Origin of the sequence: Amycolatopsis anabasis, from assembly GCF_009765355.1 — a bacterium.
GTDB classification, from domain to species: Bacteria; Actinomycetota; Actinomycetes; order Mycobacteriales; family Pseudonocardiaceae; genus Amycolatopsis; species Amycolatopsis anabasis.
On the sequence record NZ_VTHK01000072.1, the window covers coordinates 1 to 21,192 of the forward strand.

13 protein-coding genes are annotated in these 21,192 nt (G+C 71.7%); 4 read left to right on the forward strand and 9 right to left on the reverse strand.

The annotated features are described in order from the left end of the window. Positions 1–351: 351 nt before the first annotated feature. Genes FXO23_RS44875 through FXO23_RS44895 form a run of 5 tightly spaced genes read right to left on the reverse strand, consistent with a single transcriptional unit; the run spans position 352 to position 12,969 of the window. Positions 352–1,512, reverse strand: coding sequence for a glycosyltransferase (locus tag FXO23_RS44875; RefSeq protein WP_158894081.1), 1,161 nt, complete (start codon positions 1,510–1,512; stop codon positions 352–354). Further along, complete coding sequence (locus FXO23_RS44880; RefSeq protein WP_158894083.1) at positions 1,509–2,285, reverse strand: alpha/beta fold hydrolase; 777 nt, start codon at positions 2,283–2,285, stop codon at positions 1,509–1,511. The genes FXO23_RS44875 and FXO23_RS44880 overlap by 4 nt, the downstream gene beginning before the upstream one ends. 3 nt (positions 2,286–2,288) lie before the next feature. Continuing rightward, entirely contained in the window at positions 2,289–2,573 is a 285-nt protein-coding gene (locus tag FXO23_RS44885; protein WP_158894085.1) for an acyl carrier protein, read from the reverse strand. Between the two features lie 14 nt (positions 2,574–2,587). Continuing rightward, positions 2,588–6,487, reverse strand: a complete 3,900-nt coding sequence (locus FXO23_RS44890; protein ID WP_158894087.1) for a beta-ketoacyl synthase N-terminal-like domain-containing protein — start codon at positions 6,485–6,487, stop codon at positions 2,588–2,590. After that, a complete protein-coding gene (locus tag FXO23_RS44895; RefSeq protein WP_246258446.1) occupies positions 6,481–12,969 on the reverse strand; it encodes a type I polyketide synthase in 6,489 nt (2,162 codons plus the stop codon). The genes FXO23_RS44890 and FXO23_RS44895 overlap by 7 nt, the downstream gene beginning before the upstream one ends. A 248-nt stretch (positions 12,970–13,217) precedes the next feature. On the opposite strand from FXO23_RS44895, the gene FXO23_RS44900 reads away from it, so the two are divergent. The 4 genes from FXO23_RS44900 (at position 13,218) to FXO23_RS44915 (ending at position 17,883) form a co-directional block, all read left to right on the forward strand. Continuing rightward, complete coding sequence (locus tag FXO23_RS44900; RefSeq protein ID WP_158894091.1) at positions 13,218–14,027, forward strand: SDR family oxidoreductase; 810 nt, start codon at positions 13,218–13,220, stop codon at positions 14,025–14,027. A gap of 4 nt (positions 14,028–14,031) precedes the next feature. After that, positions 14,032–15,021 carry an aldo/keto reductase gene (locus FXO23_RS44905; RefSeq protein WP_158894093.1) on the forward strand — a complete coding sequence of 330 codons (990 nt, stop codon included), beginning with the start codon at positions 14,032–14,034 and terminating at the stop codon, positions 15,019–15,021. 187 nt (positions 15,022–15,208) lie between these two features. Continuing rightward, positions 15,209–16,435: a PucR family transcriptional regulator gene (locus FXO23_RS44910; RefSeq protein ID WP_158894095.1), complete on the forward strand. Its 1,227-nt coding sequence runs from the start codon at positions 15,209–15,211 to the stop codon at positions 16,433–16,435. Positions 16,436–16,653: 218 nt separating this feature from the next. Then, the gene (locus FXO23_RS44915) at positions 16,654–17,883 is read left to right on the forward strand and encodes a PucR family transcriptional regulator (RefSeq protein WP_158894097.1); all 1,230 of its coding nucleotides are present in this window, start codon (positions 16,654–16,656) and stop codon (positions 17,881–17,883) included. 19 nt (positions 17,884–17,902) lie between these two features. Here FXO23_RS44915 and FXO23_RS44920 read toward each other — a convergent pair whose 3' ends face one another. The 4 genes from FXO23_RS44920 to FXO23_RS44935 all read right to left on the reverse strand — a co-directional run bounded on the left by FXO23_RS44920 (position 17,903) and on the right by FXO23_RS44935 (position 21,064). Continuing rightward, complete coding sequence (locus tag FXO23_RS44920) at positions 17,903–18,586, reverse strand: GNAT family N-acetyltransferase (RefSeq protein ID WP_246258447.1); 684 nt, start codon at positions 18,584–18,586, stop codon at positions 17,903–17,905. Positions 18,587–18,596: 10 nt separating this feature from the next. Continuing rightward, complete coding sequence (locus FXO23_RS44925; RefSeq protein WP_158894099.1) at positions 18,597–19,463, reverse strand: polysaccharide deacetylase family protein; 867 nt, start codon at positions 19,461–19,463, stop codon at positions 18,597–18,599. 35 nt (positions 19,464–19,498) lie between these two features. Then, positions 19,499–19,834: a VOC family protein gene (locus tag FXO23_RS44930; protein WP_158894100.1), complete on the reverse strand. Its 336-nt coding sequence runs from the start codon at positions 19,832–19,834 to the stop codon at positions 19,499–19,501. A 63-nt stretch (positions 19,835–19,897) separates the two neighbouring features. Beyond that, positions 19,898–21,064 (reverse strand): HNH endonuclease, encoded by a 1,167-nt coding sequence (locus FXO23_RS44935; protein WP_158894102.1) that lies wholly within the window; start codon positions 21,062–21,064, stop codon positions 19,898–19,900. Between the last annotated feature and the right edge of the window lie 128 nt (positions 21,065–21,192).

The window sequence follows — 21,192 nt, forward strand, 5'->3', positions numbered from 1 at the left end:
CCCGCGAGCACCCCCAACCCCACCTCGACCCCCACCTCCCCCGCCGGAACCTCCACCCCCTAACCACAACTCGCGAGTCCCCCGTTCCAGTCGCGCGAGTCCCCCGTTCCGGCAGGCGAGTTCCATGTTCGCGCACGCGAGTTACACGTTCGGGGAAGCGAGTTGCACGTTCGGAACCACCACCCGCGCCCCCGCCCCCTCGGAGCCGCCAAAAAAGCAAGGGACCTTTGCTCCGCCTCAACGGGAGCGGGGGACCTTTACTACAGCCAGACCGTAGTAAAGGTCCCCCGCTATTTTTTGGTGACCGCGGGTGGCCGAACGGGCGGGGGGGTGGCCGCCGCATGGCGGGCTTCACTCGATCGTGGGGAGTTTCTCCAGGTGGTCGGCGGCGACCGGGGCGCCGCCCGCCGCCGAAAAGGAATCGCGGATTCGGCGGGCGTTCGCCGCGTACTCCGGTGAGCGCAACACGTCCAGGACCGCCGTCGCGATTTCCGGCGACTTGGCTCGGTCGAAGCGGAGGCGGCGACCCGCGCCCGCGGTGACGACTTGTTCGGCGAGGATGGGTTGGTCGTCGCGGATCGGGGCCACCACGAGCGGGACGCCGTGGCCGAGGCTTTCGCAGACCGTGTTGTGGCCGCCGTGGCAGACGACCACGGCGGCCCGGCGGATCAGGGCGAGCTGGGGGATGCGGCGAACGACGACCGCGCCGGCACCGGCCGAATTGGGCAGCAGGCCCGAAGGATCGGCGATCACGCCCTGGACCTCGCCGGAGAGCGAGTCCAGCGCTTGCGCGCATTCGGTGAGGAAGCGGTGTCCCACGTCCACATTGGCCGTACCCAGGGTGACGAGGACCAAGGGGCGGCGGGGGGACAGCCGGTCCCAGGGGAAGTCGTCCACTGTGGAGGGTTCAGCCAGGGAAGGCCCGACGTAGCGGACGGGGGCGACGGCGGTCGGTCCGGCGAGGGCTTCGGTGGTGAAGGCGAGCACCAGGTGCGGGGAGAAGCGGAGGTCGGGACCGGTCGACGGCAACCCGTGCCGCACCCGCAGATCCGCCTGCAGGGCGGAGATCCACGCGGCGACCTTCGGCATCGCCTTCAGCGGATCGGCGAGTTCGGACGAAGTCGTCGCCGAGGTCGCCCACGGAACGCCCCGGCGCGTGGCCGCCAGCGCGCCGGCCAGGGCCTGCTGGTCGGCGACCACCGCGTCCGGTTCGAAATCGGCGATCGCGTGCTCGACCCCCTCGGCCATCGCGTCGGCGAGCGGGATCAGGTACTCCGCCCAGAGATAGCGCAGGGCAGCGAATCCGCGCAGACCGGCCGGGCGCTTCTCGACGGCGAACCGGGCCGCGTCGGCCGCGCGGTAGACGGTCCGGGCGCCGGTGAGCCGGCCGATCAGCGGCGCGGGCCCCGCCCACGCGACCTGGTGGCCACGAGCCGCCAACTCCGCGGCCACCGCCCGCAGCGGGTTCACGTGCCCGGTCAGCGGCGGTACCACGAACAGGAAGCGGTTCATGAATGCCGGGCCACCCAATCCAGCAGGAGGGCCCGGACCTCGCGGTGCTGTTCGACGAGCACGGAATGTCCCTGCCCGTCGAAGACGAACAGCTCACCGCGCGGCAACAGGGAGGTCAACCCCTCCAGATCGTCCGACTGGTAACCCTGCTGCCCGAGGATCGACAGGACCGGGCAGCCGATCTCGGCCACCTGCTCCCAGGTCAGCAGCGGGCCGAGCGGAACCTCATCCGCCATCGTGGTGGCGGTGATGCGCTCGGCCGCCATCCGGGCCAGCCGCCGGTGGTGTGCGCTGTAGTTCGCCTCGATCCAGGCGTAACTCTCCTCGGCCCGCAGGAATTCCACGGTATAGGTCAGGATCCGCGCCATCTTGGCGCTCCACGCGTCGGTGGGCGGTTCGGCTTCGATGCACACGATGCTGCGCACCCGCTCCGGATAGGTCCACGCGTAGCTGTACGCGATCGTACCGCCGAAACTGTTGCCCACCAGGTGAACCGGCTGATCCACGCCCAGCTCGCGCAGCAGATCGTCCAGATCGGCCACGAAGTCCTTGATGGTGTAACCGCTCGACGGCCGCTCGGTCTTCCCGTGACCACGCAGGTCGTAGCTGACCACCCGGATCCCGGCGGCCGAAACCGGGGGCGCCAGGGTCAGGTAGAAACTGGCCAGGCTGTCGGTGCCCAGGCCGTGCAGGAAAACCACGGTCTCGGCCCCTTCGGCCGCGGGCAGGACCTGGTAATGCGTCCGCAGCCCGTTCACCATCGCCGTCGGCATCGGTCAGCCCGTCCGCGCCGCGACGTAGTCGACGATGTCCCCCACCCGCAGTTCGATGACCTCCTCGAGATCCTTCTCCGCGAGGTGGTCGGCGAGGTTCACCCCCGTGCCGAAGTGCTCGGTCAGGATCCCGGCGAACGTCACCAGATCGATGCTCTCCAGTTGGAGGTCCTCGTGGAACGTCGTGTCCCGCGTGATGTCGAAGCCGACCAGCTCGACATCGCCGATGATCTCACCCAGCAATCCGACCACGGTGGCGAAAACGTCGGTGGTCTGTGGTGTCACCATGCTCGTACTCCCGTTCATCGCGTTACCCTCGCCATGCCGAATTCGCCGCGGCAGGTCATCGACACGGCGAGGTCCGGCACCGTCCGGCCAGGACAACCGGCCACCCGCACCTGGCCGTTTTCGTCGGTGTGCACGGTCAGCTCGGCCGGGTAGACCCCGGTCACGCCGTGACCGGACAGCCAGGCCCGCACCGCGTCCTTGATCGCGATCCGCCCGAGCAACCAGTGCCGTTGTTCCCCCGGCGCGCGGCGCGCGTAATCCTCGCGTTCGGCCGCGTTGAGGTAGATGCCCGCGTAGAGATCGCGCGTGGCGGCCCCGGGCCAGCGGTCCGCCACCACGAACCAGCCGTCCGCACGCGGTTCGGCGAGCAGGTTCCGGTCCGGGAACGCGTACACCCGGTGCGCGCGTCGGTCGCAGTCGAAGCGGACGTCCTGCCACGACGAGATCTCCGCCCACAACTGTCCGTTGTGGACCAACTGGGCGTCCATTTCGAGCAGCCGTGCGTCGGGTGTGCGCACCCGGACGACGCAGCCCACCCGGGCCCCGGGCGGTGGTTCCGGACCGGAGAAGGCGATCTTCCGGATGTGCCGCGGGAAGGCCAGCAACCGCTCCCGTTCCGTGGCCATCAGCCAGCAGCCCAGCAACTGGCCCGCGTTGTCGAGCAGCGCGCCGGGCGCCGCCGGGACGGTGATCTCACCGCGGAGGTGCCGCTCCCCCAGCCCGCTGAGCGCGCTGAGTCCCTGGAATCGCGGGCCGTGGAACATCTCCCGGCGCCGGTAGATCTCTGCGGCGGGCAGCGGTGGCGGGTGCTCCGGTTCCCGGACTGTCCACAATGGTGAATCGGAAGCCCGGTGCGCGCCCGCGATCTCCAGTTTCATCGACGCGAAAGCGCCGATCTCCACGGCGATCCGATCGCCCTCGCGTTCCATCCGGACCGGGACGCGGCACGCGGGCGCCGCCACCAGCCACCGGAAGAACGCGGCGTCGTGTACCGCGGTGACGACCGAACCCGGCCAGGCGCGCTGAACTTCGCGTGCGGCCAGGTCGATGAGGGTCGTGGCGGGCACCACCGGGCGCCAGTCGGTTTCGTCCGGCCAGCCCTCGCGCTGCCGGAAGAACCGGTGATCGCGCAGGTACGGCATGCGCTCGAGGGAGACCTCCAGCACCGCGGACCGGGTCGCCCTCGTCCGGGTCGCCGCGGCCAGCACGCTGCGCGCCGCGTCCTGCGTCTCGGCGAGCAGTTTGGTGAACTCGCGGACCACCTCGGCCCCCGCGCCCTCGGGGATTTCGGGCAGCGGCGAAGCGCCGTCCAGCAGGCCGAGCGCCTCCCTGCCAACGGAAAGCGGCGGGGTCGCCAGGCGCACCGGAACGGACGGGGACGGTCGCCGTTCCAGCGCCGCGAAGTCCGGATCCGCGCCCTCGGCCCACAACGCGGTCGCCACCCGCCGCAGCTGCGCGAGCCCCGGCCGGCGGCTCGAGTTCGCGCTGACCACCAGATGCGGCAGGTCGCCGAGCGTGTCGGTGATGAACGAACCCAGCTGTCCCGGTCCCATTTGGACGAACACCCGGAAACCGTCACGGTACATGGCGTCGACGAGTTGCCGGAAGCGCACCGGTTCGACCAGGTGGTCCAGGTACAGCTCGCGCACGGCGACGGGCTCATCCGGGTACGGCCGGGCCGTGGTCGCCGACCACACCGGCACCTCGGCGGGCTGGAACTCCAGGTTCTCCGCCAGGCGCGCGAACGGTTCCAGGAACGAGAGCAGCATCGGCGTGTGGAATCCGGAGCGGAACGGGAGGATCCGCGCGACGATCCCGTCCCGGCGGCACGCGGCCGCGAGGCGTTCGGCGGCCTCGGGCGCACCGCAGACGATCGTCTGCCGGGGCGCGTTGTCGTGCGAAAGCACCAGCTCCGGTTCGCCGGAAATCCGGTCCAGGGCCTCGGCCGCCGAACAGCCGAGGACGACGAAGTCCAGCTGCGGCAAGGGGAAGTCGGTCAGCTGGTGCTCTTCCAGCGAGTACATCCCCGCGCTGATCATCGCCGACCACTCGCCGACGCTGTGCCCGGCGAGACCGTCCGGCCGCACCCCGAGCCGCCGCACCGCCGCGTCGAGCAGGCGGCCGATCGCGGTCACGCTCGACGCGCGCGCCGGTACGGACTCGGTGGACACTTCGGGCATCGGGAGCCCGAAGTGTCCGGCGACATCAGCGCAGTTCGGGGTGAATTCGCCCTCCAGGCCGGGAAACACGAACGCGGTCTTCGCCCCGGCCGCCAGCAGCGGCTCGGTGCTGAACCAGATGTCGTTGCGCCCGCGCCAGGATTCGCCCCGGGCCACGATCTTCCGCGCGGCCTCGACGCGCCGCGGCACCGGGTCCACGATCCCGAGCCGGTACCGGCCCGCGGGCTCCACCGAATCCGGCCGGTCGAGCAGCCGCCGCAAGCCTTCCGGTGAAGCGGCGGAGAGTCGAAGCACCCGTTCCGGTTCGGTCACCGCGACGGGCCGCCGCGGCGCGGACGGCGCCTCCTCGAGCACGACGTGCGCGTTGATTCCGCCGAAGCCGAACGCGTTCACCCCGGCCCGCCGGGGCCCGGCGCCAGGCGCCCACGGGCGCGCTTCGGCGAGCACGTCGAACCGGGTCCGCGCCAGCAGCGGATTCGGCTCCGCGCAGTGCAGCGTCGGCAGCAGGGTCGCGTGGTGCAGGGCGAGCGCCGCCTTGACCAGCCCGGCCACCCCGGCGGTCGGCAGCGTGTGGCCGATCATCGACTTCACCGAGCCGATCACCGCCGGGCGGCCCGGACCGAACACCTCGGCGATCGTGGCCAGCTCGGCCGCGTCCCCCGCCTTCGTCGCGGTGCCGTGCGCCTCCAGCAACCCGATCGAATCCGGCGCCGCGGGGTCGAGCCCGGCCGCCGCCCACGCCCGCCGCAGGGCCAGCGCCTGGCCACCGGTGTCCGGGTTGAACAGGCTCGCGCTCCGGCCGTCGCTGGACACGCCGACGCCCCGGATGACCGCGTAGATCCGGTCGTCGTCGCGCCGGGCGTCGGCCAGCCGTTTGAGCACCACGACCCCGGTCCCCTCGCCGATCAGCAGCCCGTCGGCGTCCCGGGACAGCGGCCGGATCGCCTGCGTCGCCGACAGGGCGCGCAGCTGGGTGAACATCGACCAGAGCGTGTCGTCGTGGCAGTGGTGCACCCCGCCGGCGAGCATCACGTCGCAGCGGCCCGCGGTCAGTTCCCGCACGGCGTGGTCGACGGCGACCAGGGACGACGCGCACGCCGCGTCCACCGTGTACGCCGGGCCGCCGAAGTCGAGCCGGTTCGCGACCCGGGACGCCGCCAGGTTGGGCACCAGGCCGATGGTGGATTCCGGCCCCAGCGGACCGAGCGGTTCGAGCAGCGAATCGCGGACCCGATCGAGCAGTTCCCCCTCGGCCGACGGCAGCACCTCGCGCAGCGTCCGCACCACCTGCCGCACCGTCCGGACCCGCTGCTCGAACCGCATCAGCCCGGGCGACAGGTAACCACCCCGCCCGAGAATCACCCCCACCCGGCGCGGATCGCCGAACCCGGCCGTTCCCCCGGCGTCTTCCACCGCGGCGGCCGCGACCCGCAACGCGATGAGCTGATCGGGCTCGATGCCCGCCACCGAATTCGGCACGATCCCGAACGCACCGGCGTCCATCGCGACCGGCCCGGTGAGGAAACCGCCGCGGTGGCAGTAGGTGCGATCCGGCGCCGGTTCCGCGTCCGCCGTGCACGCCGGATCGTGGAACTCGGGGTCCCGGCGGTCCGGCGGCACCTCGGTGATCGCGTCCACGCCGGTCACCAGGTTGTGCCAGTATTCGTCCAAACCGGACGCTCCGGGCAGCAGGACCGACATGCCGACGATCGCGATCGGCTCCGGGCTCACCATGGGGACGCCGTGTAGACGACCGCGCGGGCCTCGCGCGGCCCGTAGGCCAGTTCGCGCAGCAGCGCCGCGGTGCCCGCGTCCGGATCGATCAGCCCGATCTCACGCCGCCGGTAGTCGCGGGCGAGTTCGGGCGAAACCATGCCGCCGTGCTCCGCCGCGGGCGCCCACGGTCCCCAGTGGACGGTCAGCACCCGGATCCCGGTGCGCTCGGCCCACGCGGCGCCGAGCGATTCCAGCGCGTCGTTCGCGGCGGCGTAGTCGCTCTGCCCGCGGTTGCCCAGCACCGCCGCGATACTGCCGAAGAAGGTGACGAACCCGGGCTGGATGCCGAGCTGGGGCAACGATTCGAGCAGTGCCCGCGCACCGTCCACTTTGGTCGAGAACACGGTCCGGAAGGAATCGTCGCCCTTGTCGGTGAGCAGCCGGTCGTCGATGACGCCCGCCGCGTAGACGATCCCGTCCAGCCGCCCGTGCTGCGCGTACAGGTCCTTCACGGTCTGCCGGAGCGCGACGCCGTCCCGGACGTCGAGGCCGCGGTAGGCGACCTCGCTCCCGGCCGCGCGGATCTCGGCCAAGGTCCGCGCGACCTCGCGCTGGGCGAGGATGGCCGACACCTGGCGGTCCACGTCGGCGAGCGAGCCGGTCCGGGCCGCGAGCACGCGGCGCAGCGCCTGCCGGTCGGTCAGCTCACGCGTGTCGGGGTCTTCCGGTTCCGGCGGCCACGGGGTGCGCCCGGCCAACTCGATCCGGCATCCCGCGGCCGTGGCCAGGGTCGTGGCGAAGCGGGCGGTGATCCCGCGTGCCCCGCCGACGAGCAGGACCACGGAGTCGCGGTCCAGGCCGATCGCCTGGGCCTCGGCCGCGCCCGGACCGGCGGGACCGGCGCCGCCGTGGGCGAGCGCGCCGAGTTCCTCGGCCGCCAGCCGGAACACGGTCCGCTCGCCGCCCCGGTAGGCGACCACCGGCGGTGGATCCGCGACGAGCAGTTCGGCCACCACCGTCCCGGCGACCTCGGTGCCCGCGTCGACGTCGAGTTCGACGAGCGTGGTGGTCAGCCCTTCCCGGACCGCCGCGCGAACCAGGCCGCGCAGCCCGGCCGCGTGCTCGCCCCGGGTGCACGCGACCAGCACCGAATCGACCCCCGCCCGCGCCGCCTCGCGCAGCAGGCCGAACACCCGCGGCGCGACCGGTTCGTCCCCGCCCGCCAGCGGGCCCAGGCACACCAGGACATCGGGGCCGGTGATCGGTCCGGTTCGGACGGACGCACCGTGTCCGGCCAGTCCGGCGCGCACCGCCGCGGCGAGATCCGCTTGCCCGGGTTCGAAGGCGAGCACGACCTCCTTGCCCCGCAAGCGAAGCGGATCGCCGCCGGGCAGGTCCTCGGCGACCGCCCGGGAGACGAACCGCTGGGGCGCGAGGCCCGGGACCGCCACCGGCTCGGTCCGGACCGTCGGTTCGCCGACCGGGCCGAGGCGTTCGGTCAGCCATTCGGCGACGCTGTTCGCCGTGCGCCTGCGGCTCAGCTCGTCCTGGCCGTCGTCGGCGAGGCCGGTCAGGCCCAGTTCGGCGATCAGGGTTCCGGCGATCTCGGCGCGCTTGATCGAGTCGATGGAGAGATCGGCCTCCAGGTCGAGATCCCCTTCGATCAGGTCGGCCGGGTAGCCGGTGCGGTCGCTGATCACCTCGATCACCGATCGCAGGACGTCGACGGCTTCCGCGGGCTTGGGCTCCGGTTTCGGTTCCGCCGCAACGGGTTCCGCCTCGGCGATCGCCGCCGGTGCGGGTGGCGCGGGTGGTGTGACCGGGGCCGTGGCCTGCCCGAAGTAACCGAGCAGCACATCGCGCTGCGCGGCGATGATCTCCCGGTTGGTGCGCAGGAACTCCACGACCACGTCGTCGCGAGTGCCGGTGTTCTCGGTCATGGTCATCCTCGGTATCCGTTGGGCGGGCACCAGCCCGTTGGGCGTCCGGCCGCCGTCGGTGCGCCGCACGAGCTGCCCGTCGACGGTCCACGGCGGGCGCTTCGCCGGTTCGGCGTCGCCGCCGGCACGGCCCCGGAAGAGCCATTCGGTCCGGATGTCGACCCCGGAAACCGCCAGCCGGGCCAGGGCGGTGAGCAGGCCGCGCAGCCCGGTGCCGGAATCGGTCGCGACGGCGGTGTGCGGGCGGTTGCCGAGGATCGTGCCGACCAGGCCGGTGAGCACCTTGCCGGGGCCGACCTCGAGGAAGACCCGCGCCCCGGCGGCGTACATGTCCTCGATCTGGTCCGCGAACCGCACCGGGGCGGCGAGCTGCCCGGCGAGTTCGGCGCGCACGTCCGCGTCCGCCGGGTAGGCCCGCGCGGTCCGGTTCGCCCACACCGGCCGCCGCGGGGCGCGCACGTCCTCGGCGGCGAGGTCGGCGGCGAACTCGGCCGACGCGGCGGCCACGACCGGGCTGTGGAACGCGCAGGCGACCGGCAGCCGTTTGGCCGGGAAAGCCCGCGCGCGCAAGGATTCGACGGCCCGGTCCACTTCTGCGGACCGTCCGGAGAGGACGATCTGGTTGGGTGCGTTGTGGTTCGCGATCACCACGTCGAGGCCCCCGCGTTCGAGGAACGCGGCGACGTCGTCCCGGGTGCCGTTCACCGCGGCCATCGCGCCCGGTTCGCCGCCCGCCGCGGCCGCGATGGCCTCGGCGCGGCGCCGGCTCAGCCGCAGCAGGGTCGCGGTGTCGAACGCACCGGCCGCGGACAGCGCGACCAGTTCGCCGTAGCTGTGCCCGGCGAGCAGTCCGGGCCGCACTTCGAGCCGGTCCAGCAGTTCGCAGACGGCCGTTTCGACCATGCCGAGCGCCGGTTGGGCGACCCGGGTGTCCCGCAGCGCCCGGCGCCGCGCCTCCCCCTCGGCCTCGGCGAACGCGTGCGGCGGGTACGCGAGCGCGGCGGTCGCGGCGTCGGCGTCGAGATGGCGGCGGAGTTCGGGGAACGCCACGAACAGCTCGGCGAGCATGCCGGTGCGCTGGCTGCCCTGCCCGGGAAACAGGAAGGCCAGCTTGCCGGTCGTCCCGTCGCCGCCGAACCAGGACGCGGCCGGTTCCCCGGCGAGCGCCGCGGTCAGCGCGCCGACGAGTTCGTCCCGGTCGCGCGCGACCACCGCGAACCGGACCGGATCGGCCTCCCGGTCGGCCCGTTCCCCGGCGTGGGCCGCGAGATCGCGCAGCGGCCGGTCCCCGCGTTCGGCGAGTTCGCGCAGTTCGCGCATCGACCGTTCGGCGTTCCGACCGCGGAACAGGAACAGCTCGGCGTCCCAGTCGCGCAGCCCGTGGCGCTCGGCCGGTGCTGACGGACTCTGCGCGAGCACCGCGTGGAAGTTCGTGCCGCCGAAGCCGAACGCGCTGACCCCGGCGATCCGGCGGCTCCGGGTGGCGGGCCAGGGGCGGGCCTCGGTGGTGAACGAGAACGGGCTGGTCTCGGGATCCCAGGCCGGATTCGGTTCGGTCAGGTGCAGGGTCGGCGGGATCACGCCGTGCCACACCGACAGCGCGGCCTTGATCAGCCCGGCCAGTCCCGCCGCGCATTTCGTGTGCCCGATCTGGCTCTTCACCGATCCCAGCGCGCAGGCGCCGTCCCACGCACCGGCGTCGGTGAAGAACCGGGACAGCGTGGTCAGCTCGGTCGCGTCGCCGACGACCGTCCCGGTGCCGTGCGCCTCCACCAGGCCGACCTCGGCCGGGGAGAGCCCGGCGTCGGCGTAGGCCCGCGCCAGCGCCCGGTACTGCCCCTCGGGCCGCGGGGCGGTGAGCCCGAGCGCCTTGCCGTCGCTGGCCGCGCCGACCCCGGAGACCACGGCGTAGATCCGGTCCCCGTCCCGCTCGGCGTCGGCGAGCCGCTTGAGCGCCAGGCACGCGACCCCCTCGCCGAGCGCGATCCCGTCGGCCGCCCGGTCGAACGGGCGGCAGCGGCCGGTCGGTGACAGCGCGCCGGCGGAGGCGAACATCAGGTAGTCGTGGATCCCGTTGTGCAGGTCGACCGCGCCGCACAGCACCAGATCGCTGGACCCCTGGCGGAGTTCCTTGCACGCGAGGTCGAGCGCGGCGAGCGAGGAACCGCAGGCCGCGTCGACGGTGTAGTTGGCGCCGCCGAGGTCGAGCCGGTTCGCGATCCGCCCGGAGATGACGTTGGCCAGCGTGCCGGGGAACGAGTCCTCGGTGAACCGCGGCAGCTGCTCGTCGAGTTCGGCGGGGATCTCGTCGAGGTAGGCGGGCAGCAGGGAACGCACGATCCCCGCGTTCGCGAGGTCCCCGCCCTGCTCGGCGCCGAAGATCACGCTGGTGCGTTCCCGGTCGAACGCGCGGTCGCGGTACCCCGCGTCGGCGAGCGCCTGCGCGGCGACCCGCAAGGACAGCAGCTGGGCCGGGTCGATACTGCCCAGCGACGACGGCGGGATCCCGAATTCGGTGGGGTCGAAGGGAATCCGGGGCAGGAACCCGCCCCATTTCGACGGTGTGCCGTGCTCGCCGTGGTAGACCGCCGGATCCCAGCGCTCGGCGGGGACCTCGGTGACCGCGTCGACGCCGCGCAGCACGTTCGACCAGAACGCGGGCAGATCGGGGGCGCCGGGGAAGGCGCAGGCCATGCCGACCACGGCGACGGCATCGGTTTCGCGCCGGGCTCGGGCGGGTCGCCGCTCCCCGGCGCGGAGCAGCGCGGCGGCGTCCTCGATGACCGCGTGGTGCAGCGCGGCGATGTCGGTGACCTGGTCGCGGAGCACGGCGACCTGCCCGGCCAGGTACATGCCGTCGGCGAGCTGACCGGCGTCGTCCACGGCGAGCAGCGCGTCGCCGTCGCGGCGCAGGCCCTTGCTCGCGATGCGCAGGCGCCCGGTGTTGAGCGCCTCCAGCAGTTCCCAGCGTTCCCGCGCGGGCAGGTCCTGGGCTTCCAGCCGGGCCTTGGTGGCGGCGAACTCCTCGACGAACGGGGTGGGCAGGCAGCGGGTCTGGTGCCCCGGCGCGGTTTCCAGGGTCGCGGTGCGCCGCGCGATCAGCGCCTGCCGCTGGAACGTCCCGGTGATCGCGCCGTGGCGCACCGCCTCCTCGGTGAACAGGTACGCGGTGCCCATCAGAATCCCGGTGGAGACCCCGCGGCGGGCGAGCGGCGCGGACAGGGCGGCGACCATCGCCGAGGACCGCGCGTCGTGGATGCCCCCGGCGAAGAACACCTCGATGCCCGGATCCGCCCGCTGTTCGTCCACAAAGGACCTCAGCGCGTCGAGCTGCGCTTCCCACAGCGAGAAGCTCGACCGCGGGCCGATGTGCCCGCCGCATTCGGCGCCCTCGAAGACGAATCGCCGGACCCCGGCGGCCAGGAACTGCCCCAGCAGGATCGGCGAGGGCACGTGCAGGTAGGTCGCGATGCCCTCGGCCTCCAGGGCTTTCGCCTGCGCCGGGGTGCCGCCCGCGATGAGCACGCTGCGTGGTCCCGCGTCCCGGATCGCCGCCAGCTGCTCGGCGCGCAGGCGCTCGGAGACGAACCCGAGGATGCCCGCGCCCCACGGGCGGTCGCCGAGCAGTTCACCGGTGCGGCGCAGCAGTTCGCGGGTCTGCGCGCCGGTGGCCAGGGCGACCGCGACATAGGGCATCGCGCCCTGCCCGGCGACCGCGGCGGCGAATCCGGGCTGGTCGCTCACCCGGGTCATCGGGCCCTGCGCGATCGGCAGGTCGATGCCCAGCGAGCGGCACAGCGCGGCGCCCTGTTCCGCCGGACCGGTGCCCTCCGGCGGCTCGGCCGGCGTCCGGGCGATCGCCTGCACGGCCTGCCGCGCGGTGGCGAACCGGGCCGCGAACAGGGTGGCGAGCTGGGCGTCCGCGCTGTCCATCCGGACGAAGTGCTCGCGGACCCGGCGCGGCACGTCGGTGTCCGGAAACAGGCTCAGCTGGGTGTCCAGCACGACCCCGGCGCCCCCGCCGGCGGCCACCGCGGCGGCGGTGTGCGGGCCGATGCCGCCGCAGACCCAGATCGGCGCGGTGAGCCGTGCGGCCAGGTGCTGCAGCAGGACGAACGAGGTCAGCTCGCCGACCCGGCCACCGGCCTCCTGCCCGCGCGCGACCACGCCGTCCGCGCCCGCGGCCAGCGCCTGCTCGGCCTCCTCGAGGCCGGTGACCTCGGCCAGCACGCGGGGCCGGTTGCCCGGACCGGCCGCCGCGGCGATCGACGCGGGCGTCCACGGCGACCGGTAGCCGAGCACCACGAGCGCGATCTCGTAGTCGGGCAGCACGTCGGCGGGCCGCAGCGGGCAGCCGTGCGGAACGCGGACGCCGAAGGACGTGCCGAGGTCCGCGCTGGTCCGGCGCAGCGCCTCGGCGGGGTTTCCGGCCGGGCCGCCGAGATCCAGCACACCGAGCCCGCCGCCCTGGGTCACCGCGGCGACCACCCGGGGGTCCGGGGCGCCGAAGGGACTCACGCCGAGCACCCGGGTCCGGTCGGGCCATGCCGCTTCAGTCACCGGCGAACCTCCTGCCACGTTTGCGGGAAAACAAATAGTGGATCACGCTCGAATAACGCAACACTCGAATGCTTTCCTTGATCACGGCTTGATGGACGCCTGAGCCTGCGGCACAAAAATATTCCGCGTGTTAGGGTCCGATTCCCCGCGGACGACGCGTCCGGATCCGAAAATTGGCACGCCCGGCACGTCTTTCCCGCGCGCCGGGCGCACTGGCGTGACAAATCACGAAAAGCACTGGAGCATTCGTGAAACTGACAGACCGAGTCGTGGTGATCACCGGCGCGGCGCACGGCATCGGCGCCGCACTGGCCCGCCGCTTCGCCCGGGAGGGCGCCCGCGGGATCGTGGTGTCCGATCTCGACCTGGCCGGGGCCGAGGCGGTCGCGGCGTCCATTGCGGACGGAGGCGGGGAGGCCCTCGCCTGCCGCGCCGACGCGGGCGTGAAGGACGACCTGCGCGGTCTCGTCGAAGCCGCCCAGGACGCGTACGGGCCGGTGGACCTGTTCTGCTCCAACGCCGGGCTGGCCTTCGGCACCGGGATCCACGCCGCGGACGCGCAGTGGGCGCGGTCCTGGGCGGTCAACGTGATGCAACACGTCTACGCGGCCCAGGTGTGCCTGCCGTCCATGCTGCGGCGGCGCGGGGGCTACCTGCTGCTCACCGCGTCCGGCGCGGGCCTGCTCGGCGCGCCCGGGGACGCGCCCTACTCGGTGACCAAGCAGGCCGCGGTCGGGGTGGCCGAATGGCTGGCCGTGACCTACCGGCAACGCGGGCTCGGGGTCAGCGCGCTGTGCCCGCTCGGCGTCCGGACCGATCTGCTCGTCCCCGGCATCGAAGCCGGACATCCCGCCGCGGTCGCCATCGCGGCCGCCGCTCCCCTGCTCGAACCCGAGGAGGTCGCCGAGGCCGCGGTGGCCGGGCTGGGCCGGGAGGAATTCCTGATCCTGCCGCACGAATCGGTCCGGGACGCCTACGCGGAGAAGGCCCGGGAGCCGGACGCCTGGATCGAGCGCACCATCGAGCGGACCGCGCTCGCCACCGGAAAGCGGGGCTGATCGCATGGAGTTCCGGCGGCTCGGCCACAGTGGACTGTTCGTCAGCGAGCTTTCCTACGGGAACTGGCTCACGCACGACCGCACCGGCGCGGGCGCCTGCGTCGCTGCCGCGCTCGACGCGGGCATCACGACGTTCCACACCGCGGCGGCCTGGGGCGAGGGCGCCGCCGAGACCACGCTCGCGCACGCGCTGGACGGGGTCCGGCGGGCGGATCTCGTGCTGTGCACCGGGGTTTTCTGGCCGGAGGGCCCGGGTCCCAACGACGGCGGCCTGTCCCGCAAGCACCTCGTCGACTCCCTGCACGGCTCGCTGCGCCGCTTGCGGACCGACTACGTCGACGTGTACCAGCTCCTGCGCTTCGACTACCAGACCCCGCTCGAGGAAACCTTCACCGCACTGTCCGATCTGGTCCGCCAGGGCAAGATCCTGTACGTGGGCACGGCGGAATGGACGGCCGAGCAGATCCTCCGGGCGAGCACCCTGGCGGCGGAGCTGCGCGTGCCGCTGATCGCGAACCAGCCGCACTATTCGATGCTGTGGCGGGTGCCCGAAGCCCAGGTCATGCCGGTGTGCCAGCGCGCCGGGATCGGGCAGTTCGCCTCGCTGCCGATGGCGCAGGGGATCCTCACCGGGAAGTACCGGCCGGGTCACCTCCCGCCGGACTCCCGCGCGGCCGGGGACGCCGAGGCCCGGGGCGCGGTGTGGCCGCTGCTCCACGAGCCGCTCCTGGACCGGGTCGCGTTGCTGCGCGGGGTGGCCGAGGATGCCGGGCTCACCATGGCGCAGCTCGCGATCGCCTGGACCCTGCAGAACCAGAACGTGGCGTCCGCGGTGGCCGGCGCGTCCACCCCCGCCCAGATCGCCGAGAACGCGAAGGCGGCGGGCACCGCGCTCGGCCTGGACGTGCTGACCCAGATCGACGAGTTGCTGGGCAGTTTCATCCAGACCGATCCGCGGCTGTCCTTCGCTCCGGCGCGGTACCGGGGCGCCTGAGGGCAGGTGTGAGGCCGGTACGAGTCGCGGAACGCGAATTTGTCATGTGCGCGATAGTTCGCTCGCCGGAACGGGTGGCCCGAACGGCCGAGTCCCCGGTGAAAAGCGAACTTTGTTGACAGGTCGTTCGTGACGAACTTACCGTCGACGACGCACGATTTTCGCTTGGACGGCAAGGGGTTTGGCGATGAACGCGACGCTACTCGAAGAACCGGCCGAAGCCCGGCAGCTGTGGTCGCGGATGCCCCGGGAGGTCGCCGAGCAGTTCCGGCCGCACGTCGAGACGCTGACCAAAGTGGTCCTGCGGGAGATCGAGGGCGCGGTCCCCCGGCTCACGCGCTCGCTGGATCGGGACACCGGCGGCCTGGTCGCGCGCGGTATCGAACGGGCCGTACTGCACTGCGTGGACACCATCGCCGCACCCGGCGGGTCCGGGCCGGATTCGGGCCGGGTGTTCCGCCAGCTGGGCCGCAACGCGTTCACCGGCGGCCACAGCCTGGATTCGCTGCAGGCCGCCTACCGGGCCGGTGGGCGGGCCGCGTGGCGCTACGTCTCCGCGTTCGGCCGGTCGACGCGGTTGCCGTCGAACGTGCTGTGCCTCTGCGCGGAGGCCATTTTCGCTTATATAGACGAAATCTCCACGCAGACCATCGAGGGGTACACCGAGGAGCGGATGCGCGCCGAGGATCTGACCGCGGACCGCAGGCGCCGGTTGCTGGAGCTGATCATCGGCACGCCGGCGCCTTCGGCGCAGTCCCTCGAAGCGCTCGCCCAGGCCGCCGGCTGGGAGGTGCCGGACCGGATCACCGCGATCGCGGTGGCGCCGCCGGACGGCGCGGGCGCGGCGCCCGCGCCCGCCATGCACCCCGATGTGCTGCTGGACTTCGGTGACCGCGGGCCGTTCCTGCTGACCGCGCGGCCGGACCGCGCGCTGCACGACTTCCGGCTCCAGCGTCCCGGCTGGCGAGCCGCGGTCGGCCCGCGCGTACCGCTCGGCGAGGCGGCCACTTCGTTGCTGTGGGCCCGGCGCACCCTGGATCTGGTGCGCGGCGGGATCGTGGCGGACGAGCCGGTGACCCGGTACGAGGACCATCTGTCCACTTTGTGGTTGCTCGCCGACCAGCACCTGCTCGCCGAACTCACCGAGCGCAGCCTGGCGCCGCTGGCCGGACTCAGCGACAACCGCCGCGCCCGCCTCGGTGAAACGCTGCTCGCCTGGTTGCAATGCCGGGGAAACGCCTCCGACACGGCGGCGAAACTCGGCGTGCACCTGCACACCGTCCGCGACCGGATGCGCCGCGTCGCCGCCCTGTTCGGCGACCGGCTGGACAACCCGGACGAGCGGTTCGTGCTGCAATTGGCGCTGCGCGCCGACCGGTTCCGGCCAGGTGACGATTCGGTCGCGGTCGCCTGAGCTGGGAAACCGCGGGTATCTGTCACGGGTATGCGCGATTTTCCGCGCATATTTATCTGCTTCGGCCAATTTCCCGCGATCGACGATGATCGACTACTACCATTGGTCGAATAGGCCCCTTACCAGTATTGACGGCCGTCCGCTACCGACGTACTGTCCGTTCCGGGAATCGCGACATTGCTTGTCATCATCCTTTTTCCGGCCCTGGAGGGGATATCGTGAACGAACTGGCGTATGCCAGGCAGGGGGGATCCAGCGGGGAAGGCGGGCGGGCAGACGGCGACGCGGACCCGTGGGCGGTGCTGCCGGTGGAACTCGCCGCGGCCCTGCGCCCGATCTCGAGCCGGATCGCCGAGGACATCGTCGGCGAGATCGTGCGGGACGTGCCGCAGTACGCGCGGGTCAGCCGGGCGATCTCGAAAACCACCCGGCACGCGGTGCTGCGCTGCGTGGACGCCATCGGTGGCGCGTCGCCGTTCCCGAACGATCTGGCGCTCATCGCCGGGAAGGTCGGGCGCGACGAGTTCGCGGACGGGCGCGATCTGGACGCCCTGCAGACCGCGATCCGCATCGCCGGCCGCGTCGCCTGGCGGCATGTGGCCGACACCGGGCGGACCATCGGCCTGACCACCGAAACGCTCTGCCTGGCGGCCGAGGCCCTGTTCGCGTTCGTGGACGAGGTCTCGTCGGTGATCATCGAGGCGTACAGCGACGCGCGCGTGTCCACCGCCGGGGTGCTCGAACGGCGGCGGCGCGGGCTGCTGGAACTCATCCTCGCGGAGACGCCGAGTTCACCGCACGCCATCTCCGCGCTCGCCGACGCGGCGCGGTGGCCGGTGCCGAAGCAGATCGCGGTCGTCGCGCTCGCCCCGCGCGAGGGCCAGCCGGAACCGCACGTCCCGGAACTGGACGATCAGGTGCTGATGGATCTGGAAGGTCCCGAACCGTGCCTGCTCACCCCGTACCCGGAACGCCACCTGCGCGGCCAGGACGCCGAACTCCGCGGCTGGCACGCCGCGGTCGGCCCGATCGTCCCGCTCAAGGACGCCCGGACCTCCTGGCGGTGGGCGCGGCGCACGATCGAACACCTCAAGCTGGGCACCATTCCGGACGGTTCGATCACCTGGTTCCGCGACCACCTCTCGACGCTGTGGCTGCTGTCCGACGACCTGCTGGTGGCCGAGGCGGCGAAGCGCAGCCTCGGCCCGCTGGACCCGCTTCCCCCGGCCCAGCGCGACCGGCTCGGCGAGACACTGCTCGCCTGGCTGCAAACCCGGGGCACCGCAACGGAAATCGCGGCGAGGCTGAACCTGCACGCGCAGACCGTCCGGCAGCGGATGCACCACCTGCACAACCTGTTCGGTGAGCAGATGGAAGATCCCGAACGCCGCCTCGAAATGATCATCGCGCTGCGGGCCCGGCAACTCCGCGCCCAGGCCGCCAGCTGATTGTCCACAGCAGACTCGCTCAGAGGGGTAGCCACGCCGGGGTGACCGGCGAGCGCAGCGACCAGCCGAGCGACCGGTACAGCGCGCGCCCGTCGGCGGTGGCGACGAGCACACCGCGCGTGGCGCCGCGGGCGCGGGCCGCCGCGCCGAGCAGGTCCATCACCAGCGCGCCGAGCCCGCGCCGCCGGTGTTCGGGCCGGGTCTCCACCTGGTCGACCACGGCCGCGTCACCCCACACCGCGACCCGCCCGGCGGCCGCCCGCTCCCCGTCCGGGGCCCAGACGAGCACGTCGGTCGCCGCGCCGCTGGTGACCGTCTCCGTCCGGTAGCCCGCCACGGCCGGCGCGGCACCGGGCGGGCGCAACGCCGTGGTCATCAGGAATTCCTGGACGCCCACCTGCCACGGCGGCGGCAACGCGCCCTCGACGACCTCCCGTCCGGCGCACACCTTCAGCCAGGTTCCCGGGGTCACCAGCGCGGCGGCCCGGCGCCGCAACGACTCGGGATCGAATTCGGTGAACACGTACCGCACCAGCTGGCCGGGCGTGTCCACGTCGAGCCGGAAGGCGCCGGACACCTCGACCGGGGTCGCGATGTTCCGGGACAGCGCCCAGCCGTGCACCCAGGCCCGCACCACCGTCCCCAGCGCCGCCTCCGGACGGCTGTCGACCGGCCGGTCCGGCGGTGGTGGTGGCGAGATCATGATCTCGAGTTTATTGACTCTTCGCGGTCCGGGCGTAGTGTTCGGCGATCTCGTCACTGGTCGTCAGCCACACCCCCGGCCGGCTCGCGATGTACTCCAGTGCCTGGTCCAGGTACTTGTGCCGGAACGGCTGGCCGATGACGAACGGATGCAGGGCCAGCGCCATGACCCGGCCGCTGTCCGCCGAATCGGCGTAGAGCTGGTCGAACTGGTCCCGGACGATCCGCACGAAGTCCGGTCCGCTCAGGCTCTTGCCGACGAACAGGCCGATGTCGTTCAGCTCGACCGAGTACGGCACGCTCAGCATGCCGGGCACGTTCAACCGGTACGGCTGATCGTCATTGGTCCAGTCCAGCACGTAGTTCAGGCCGAGTTCGGCGAGCAGTTTCGGCGTCTGGAAGGTTTCGGTGAGCGCGGGCCCCATCCAGCCGCGCGGCCGCCGCCCGGTGGCCCGCTCGATGGCGCCGACGACCTCGGTCAGGTAGGCGCGCTCCTCGTCGACGGACATATCGGCCTGGAAGATCGAGTTGTTCTTGCCGTGGGCGAGCCACGCCCAGTCCCGTTCCCGGCCCGCCCGGATGATCTGCGGGTAGCGCTCGCCGACGTCCGAGTTGAGCAGCACGCTCGCGCGCATCCCGTGCCGGTCGAGGCTTTCCAGCAGCCGCCAGAACCCCACCCGGGGCCCGTAGTCGCGCCAGCCGTAGTTCAGCGCGTCCGGCACCAGATCCGCGGTACCCGCGAAGATGCTCGTCGAAGGGCGGTCGATCTGGTAATGCTCGACGTTCAGCCCGACGTAGAAGGCGACCCGGGCCCCATCCGGCCACTGGATCGGCTCGCGTTCGACGATCGGGCTGTAGTCGTAGAGTTCGTTGTCCATGACCCCATAGTCAAACCCTCACATAGATGTGAAGGTCAATTCGGCACGAGCTGTGACGTCGGCCACGCGACCTTCTCGATGGGCAGGCCGTTGCCGACGGCTCGGCGGTACGCCTGCTCGACGTCGTCCACCTCGATCACCATGAACGCGCCCTGCGGCGGACGCGGGTCGAACAACGGCTCCGCGTCGTCGCTCGCAGGTCGCATGAGGACCTCGATGAACCCCGACGCGGCGGCGAAGAGCGTCCCCTTGTCTTCGCCACCACGGTCCCACGAGCCCGCGATCGGAAGCGCCATACCGTCGCGGTAGAAGGCAACCGTCGTTTCGTAGTCCTGCGTGAAGTACGTGAAGCGAAACTGGCCTTCAGGCATCGCTAGCGCTCCTTCAACTGAGGCGACGACGTTGTTCCGCCAACGTAAAACCTCAATTTCGCTTCAGGTCAAGGATGGACCCGTGGGCCGGGGTTCGTGGAGTGGTTCGGGTTGGCTGGTGTAGGTGCCGCCGGTGGGTGTGGTGATGGTGATAGAGCCGTCGGGCTTTGGTTCGAAGTTCCACCCGGGTTGGTCTTTGAGGTAGTGGTGTCGTTCGCACCAGCCGCCAAGGTTGGTTTTGTCGGTGGTGCCGCCTTGGGCCCAGTCTTGGGTGTGGTCGATATCGCCTGCCTGCGCCGGTCGGTTACAACCCGGTGCTCGGCATTCGCGGTCGCGTAGCCGGATGTAGCGGTCGAGGGCGGGTGGTGGCCGGTAGCGGGTGCGGCCGACGTCGGCGGGCAAGCCGGTGACCGGGTCGGTGACGATGCGCCGCCAGGTGGAGTCTTTGCTGTGGGCGATGTCGCGGGCGATCGCGGCGGGGATGGGGCCGTATCCGGCCAACTGTGCGGGGTCGCTGTTCAATCCGGCCAGGGTGGTGAGGTCGACATACACGAAGATGTCGGCTTTGGGGTCGCCGTGGGTGGTGCCGAGGCAGCGTTCGATCAGGATGTCGGCCCGTAACTGGTCCAGCGAGCGCGATTCATCCTTGGTTTTGCGTTTGCGGGCTTCGCGGTCGATGCTGCGGTAGGCGGCGCTGCCCTTTTCCACCGGCACGTCGGCGACTAGAGTGCTCATGCCGTGGTCCTGGTGGATCAACTGGAGCTGCCGGTCAGCGCGCCTGGCTTTGCACCGAGCCTCATACCCCGCCTTGTCGATCTTGGCGATCCAGTAGTTCACCATCTTGCGCAGCGAGGACGGGTTCTTGCCCGGCAACCGGCTGGCCATGATGGCATCGACTTCACGGGCTTTCTCGTCGCTCAAGTACGCTGTGGGTTCGGCGATCTTGGCGGCTTTCTCCTCGTCGATCACCCCACCCTCCATGGCTTTCAGGGTCTCGGGCAGCCGCGTGGTGAGCGTCCGCGCAAGCACCACCTTCCTCGCCGCCTTGTGCTCGGTCAGTTTCAGCATCCAGGCGACTTCGACGGGCACACCCCTGGATCTTTCTTGCAGGTTGTCCAGTTCCGCAATGGCTCTCAACTGTCGGGCCTGCGCCCGCGCGATCACCTCCCCTTCCGATTGAATAATGTCTTTCAGCTCAACAAGTCTGGTATTTGTTTCCACGTCTCCCATTTTATCGAAAACGGAAGATCAACACCCATCCCGAATGGGTGAATCGGGCACGGCTGTCAACGCAACAACACGTGCTCGTTCCGTGGGGAACTGTCGCTGGTGACCAACGACGGGAATCGACCCGTGGA

What these genes read in the sequence shown, in the direction of transcription:
- FXO23_RS44935 (WP_158894102.1), bottom strand. Translation starts at nt 21,064, where the DNA reads ATGGGAGACGTGGAAACAAATACCAGACTTGTTGAGCTGAAAGACATT.
- FXO23_RS44920 (WP_246258447.1), bottom strand. Translation starts at nt 18,586, where the DNA reads ATGATCTCGCCACCACCACCGCCGGACCGGCCGGTCGACAGCCGTCCG.
- FXO23_RS44930 (WP_158894100.1), bottom strand. Translation starts at nt 19,834, where the DNA reads ATGCCTGAAGGCCAGTTTCGCTTCACGTACTTCACGCAGGACTACGAA.
- FXO23_RS44885 (WP_158894085.1), bottom strand. Translation starts at nt 2,573, where the DNA reads ATGGTGACACCACAGACCACCGACGTTTTCGCCACCGTGGTCGGATTG.
- FXO23_RS44875 (WP_158894081.1), bottom strand. Translation starts at nt 1,512, where the DNA reads ATGAACCGCTTCCTGTTCGTGGTACCGCCGCTGACCGGGCACGTGAAC.
- FXO23_RS44890 (WP_158894087.1), bottom strand. Translation starts at nt 6,487, where the DNA reads ATGGTGAGCCCGGAGCCGATCGCGATCGTCGGCATGTCGGTCCTGCTG.
- FXO23_RS44905 (WP_158894093.1), top strand. Translation starts at nt 14,032, where the DNA reads ATGGAGTTCCGGCGGCTCGGCCACAGTGGACTGTTCGTCAGCGAGCTT.
- FXO23_RS44880 (WP_158894083.1), bottom strand. Translation starts at nt 2,285, where the DNA reads ATGCCGACGGCGATGGTGAACGGGCTGCGGACGCATTACCAGGTCCTG.
- FXO23_RS44910 (WP_158894095.1), top strand. Translation starts at nt 15,209, where the DNA reads ATGAACGCGACGCTACTCGAAGAACCGGCCGAAGCCCGGCAGCTGTGG.
- FXO23_RS44925 (WP_158894099.1), bottom strand. Translation starts at nt 19,463, where the DNA reads ATGGACAACGAACTCTACGACTACAGCCCGATCGTCGAACGCGAGCCG.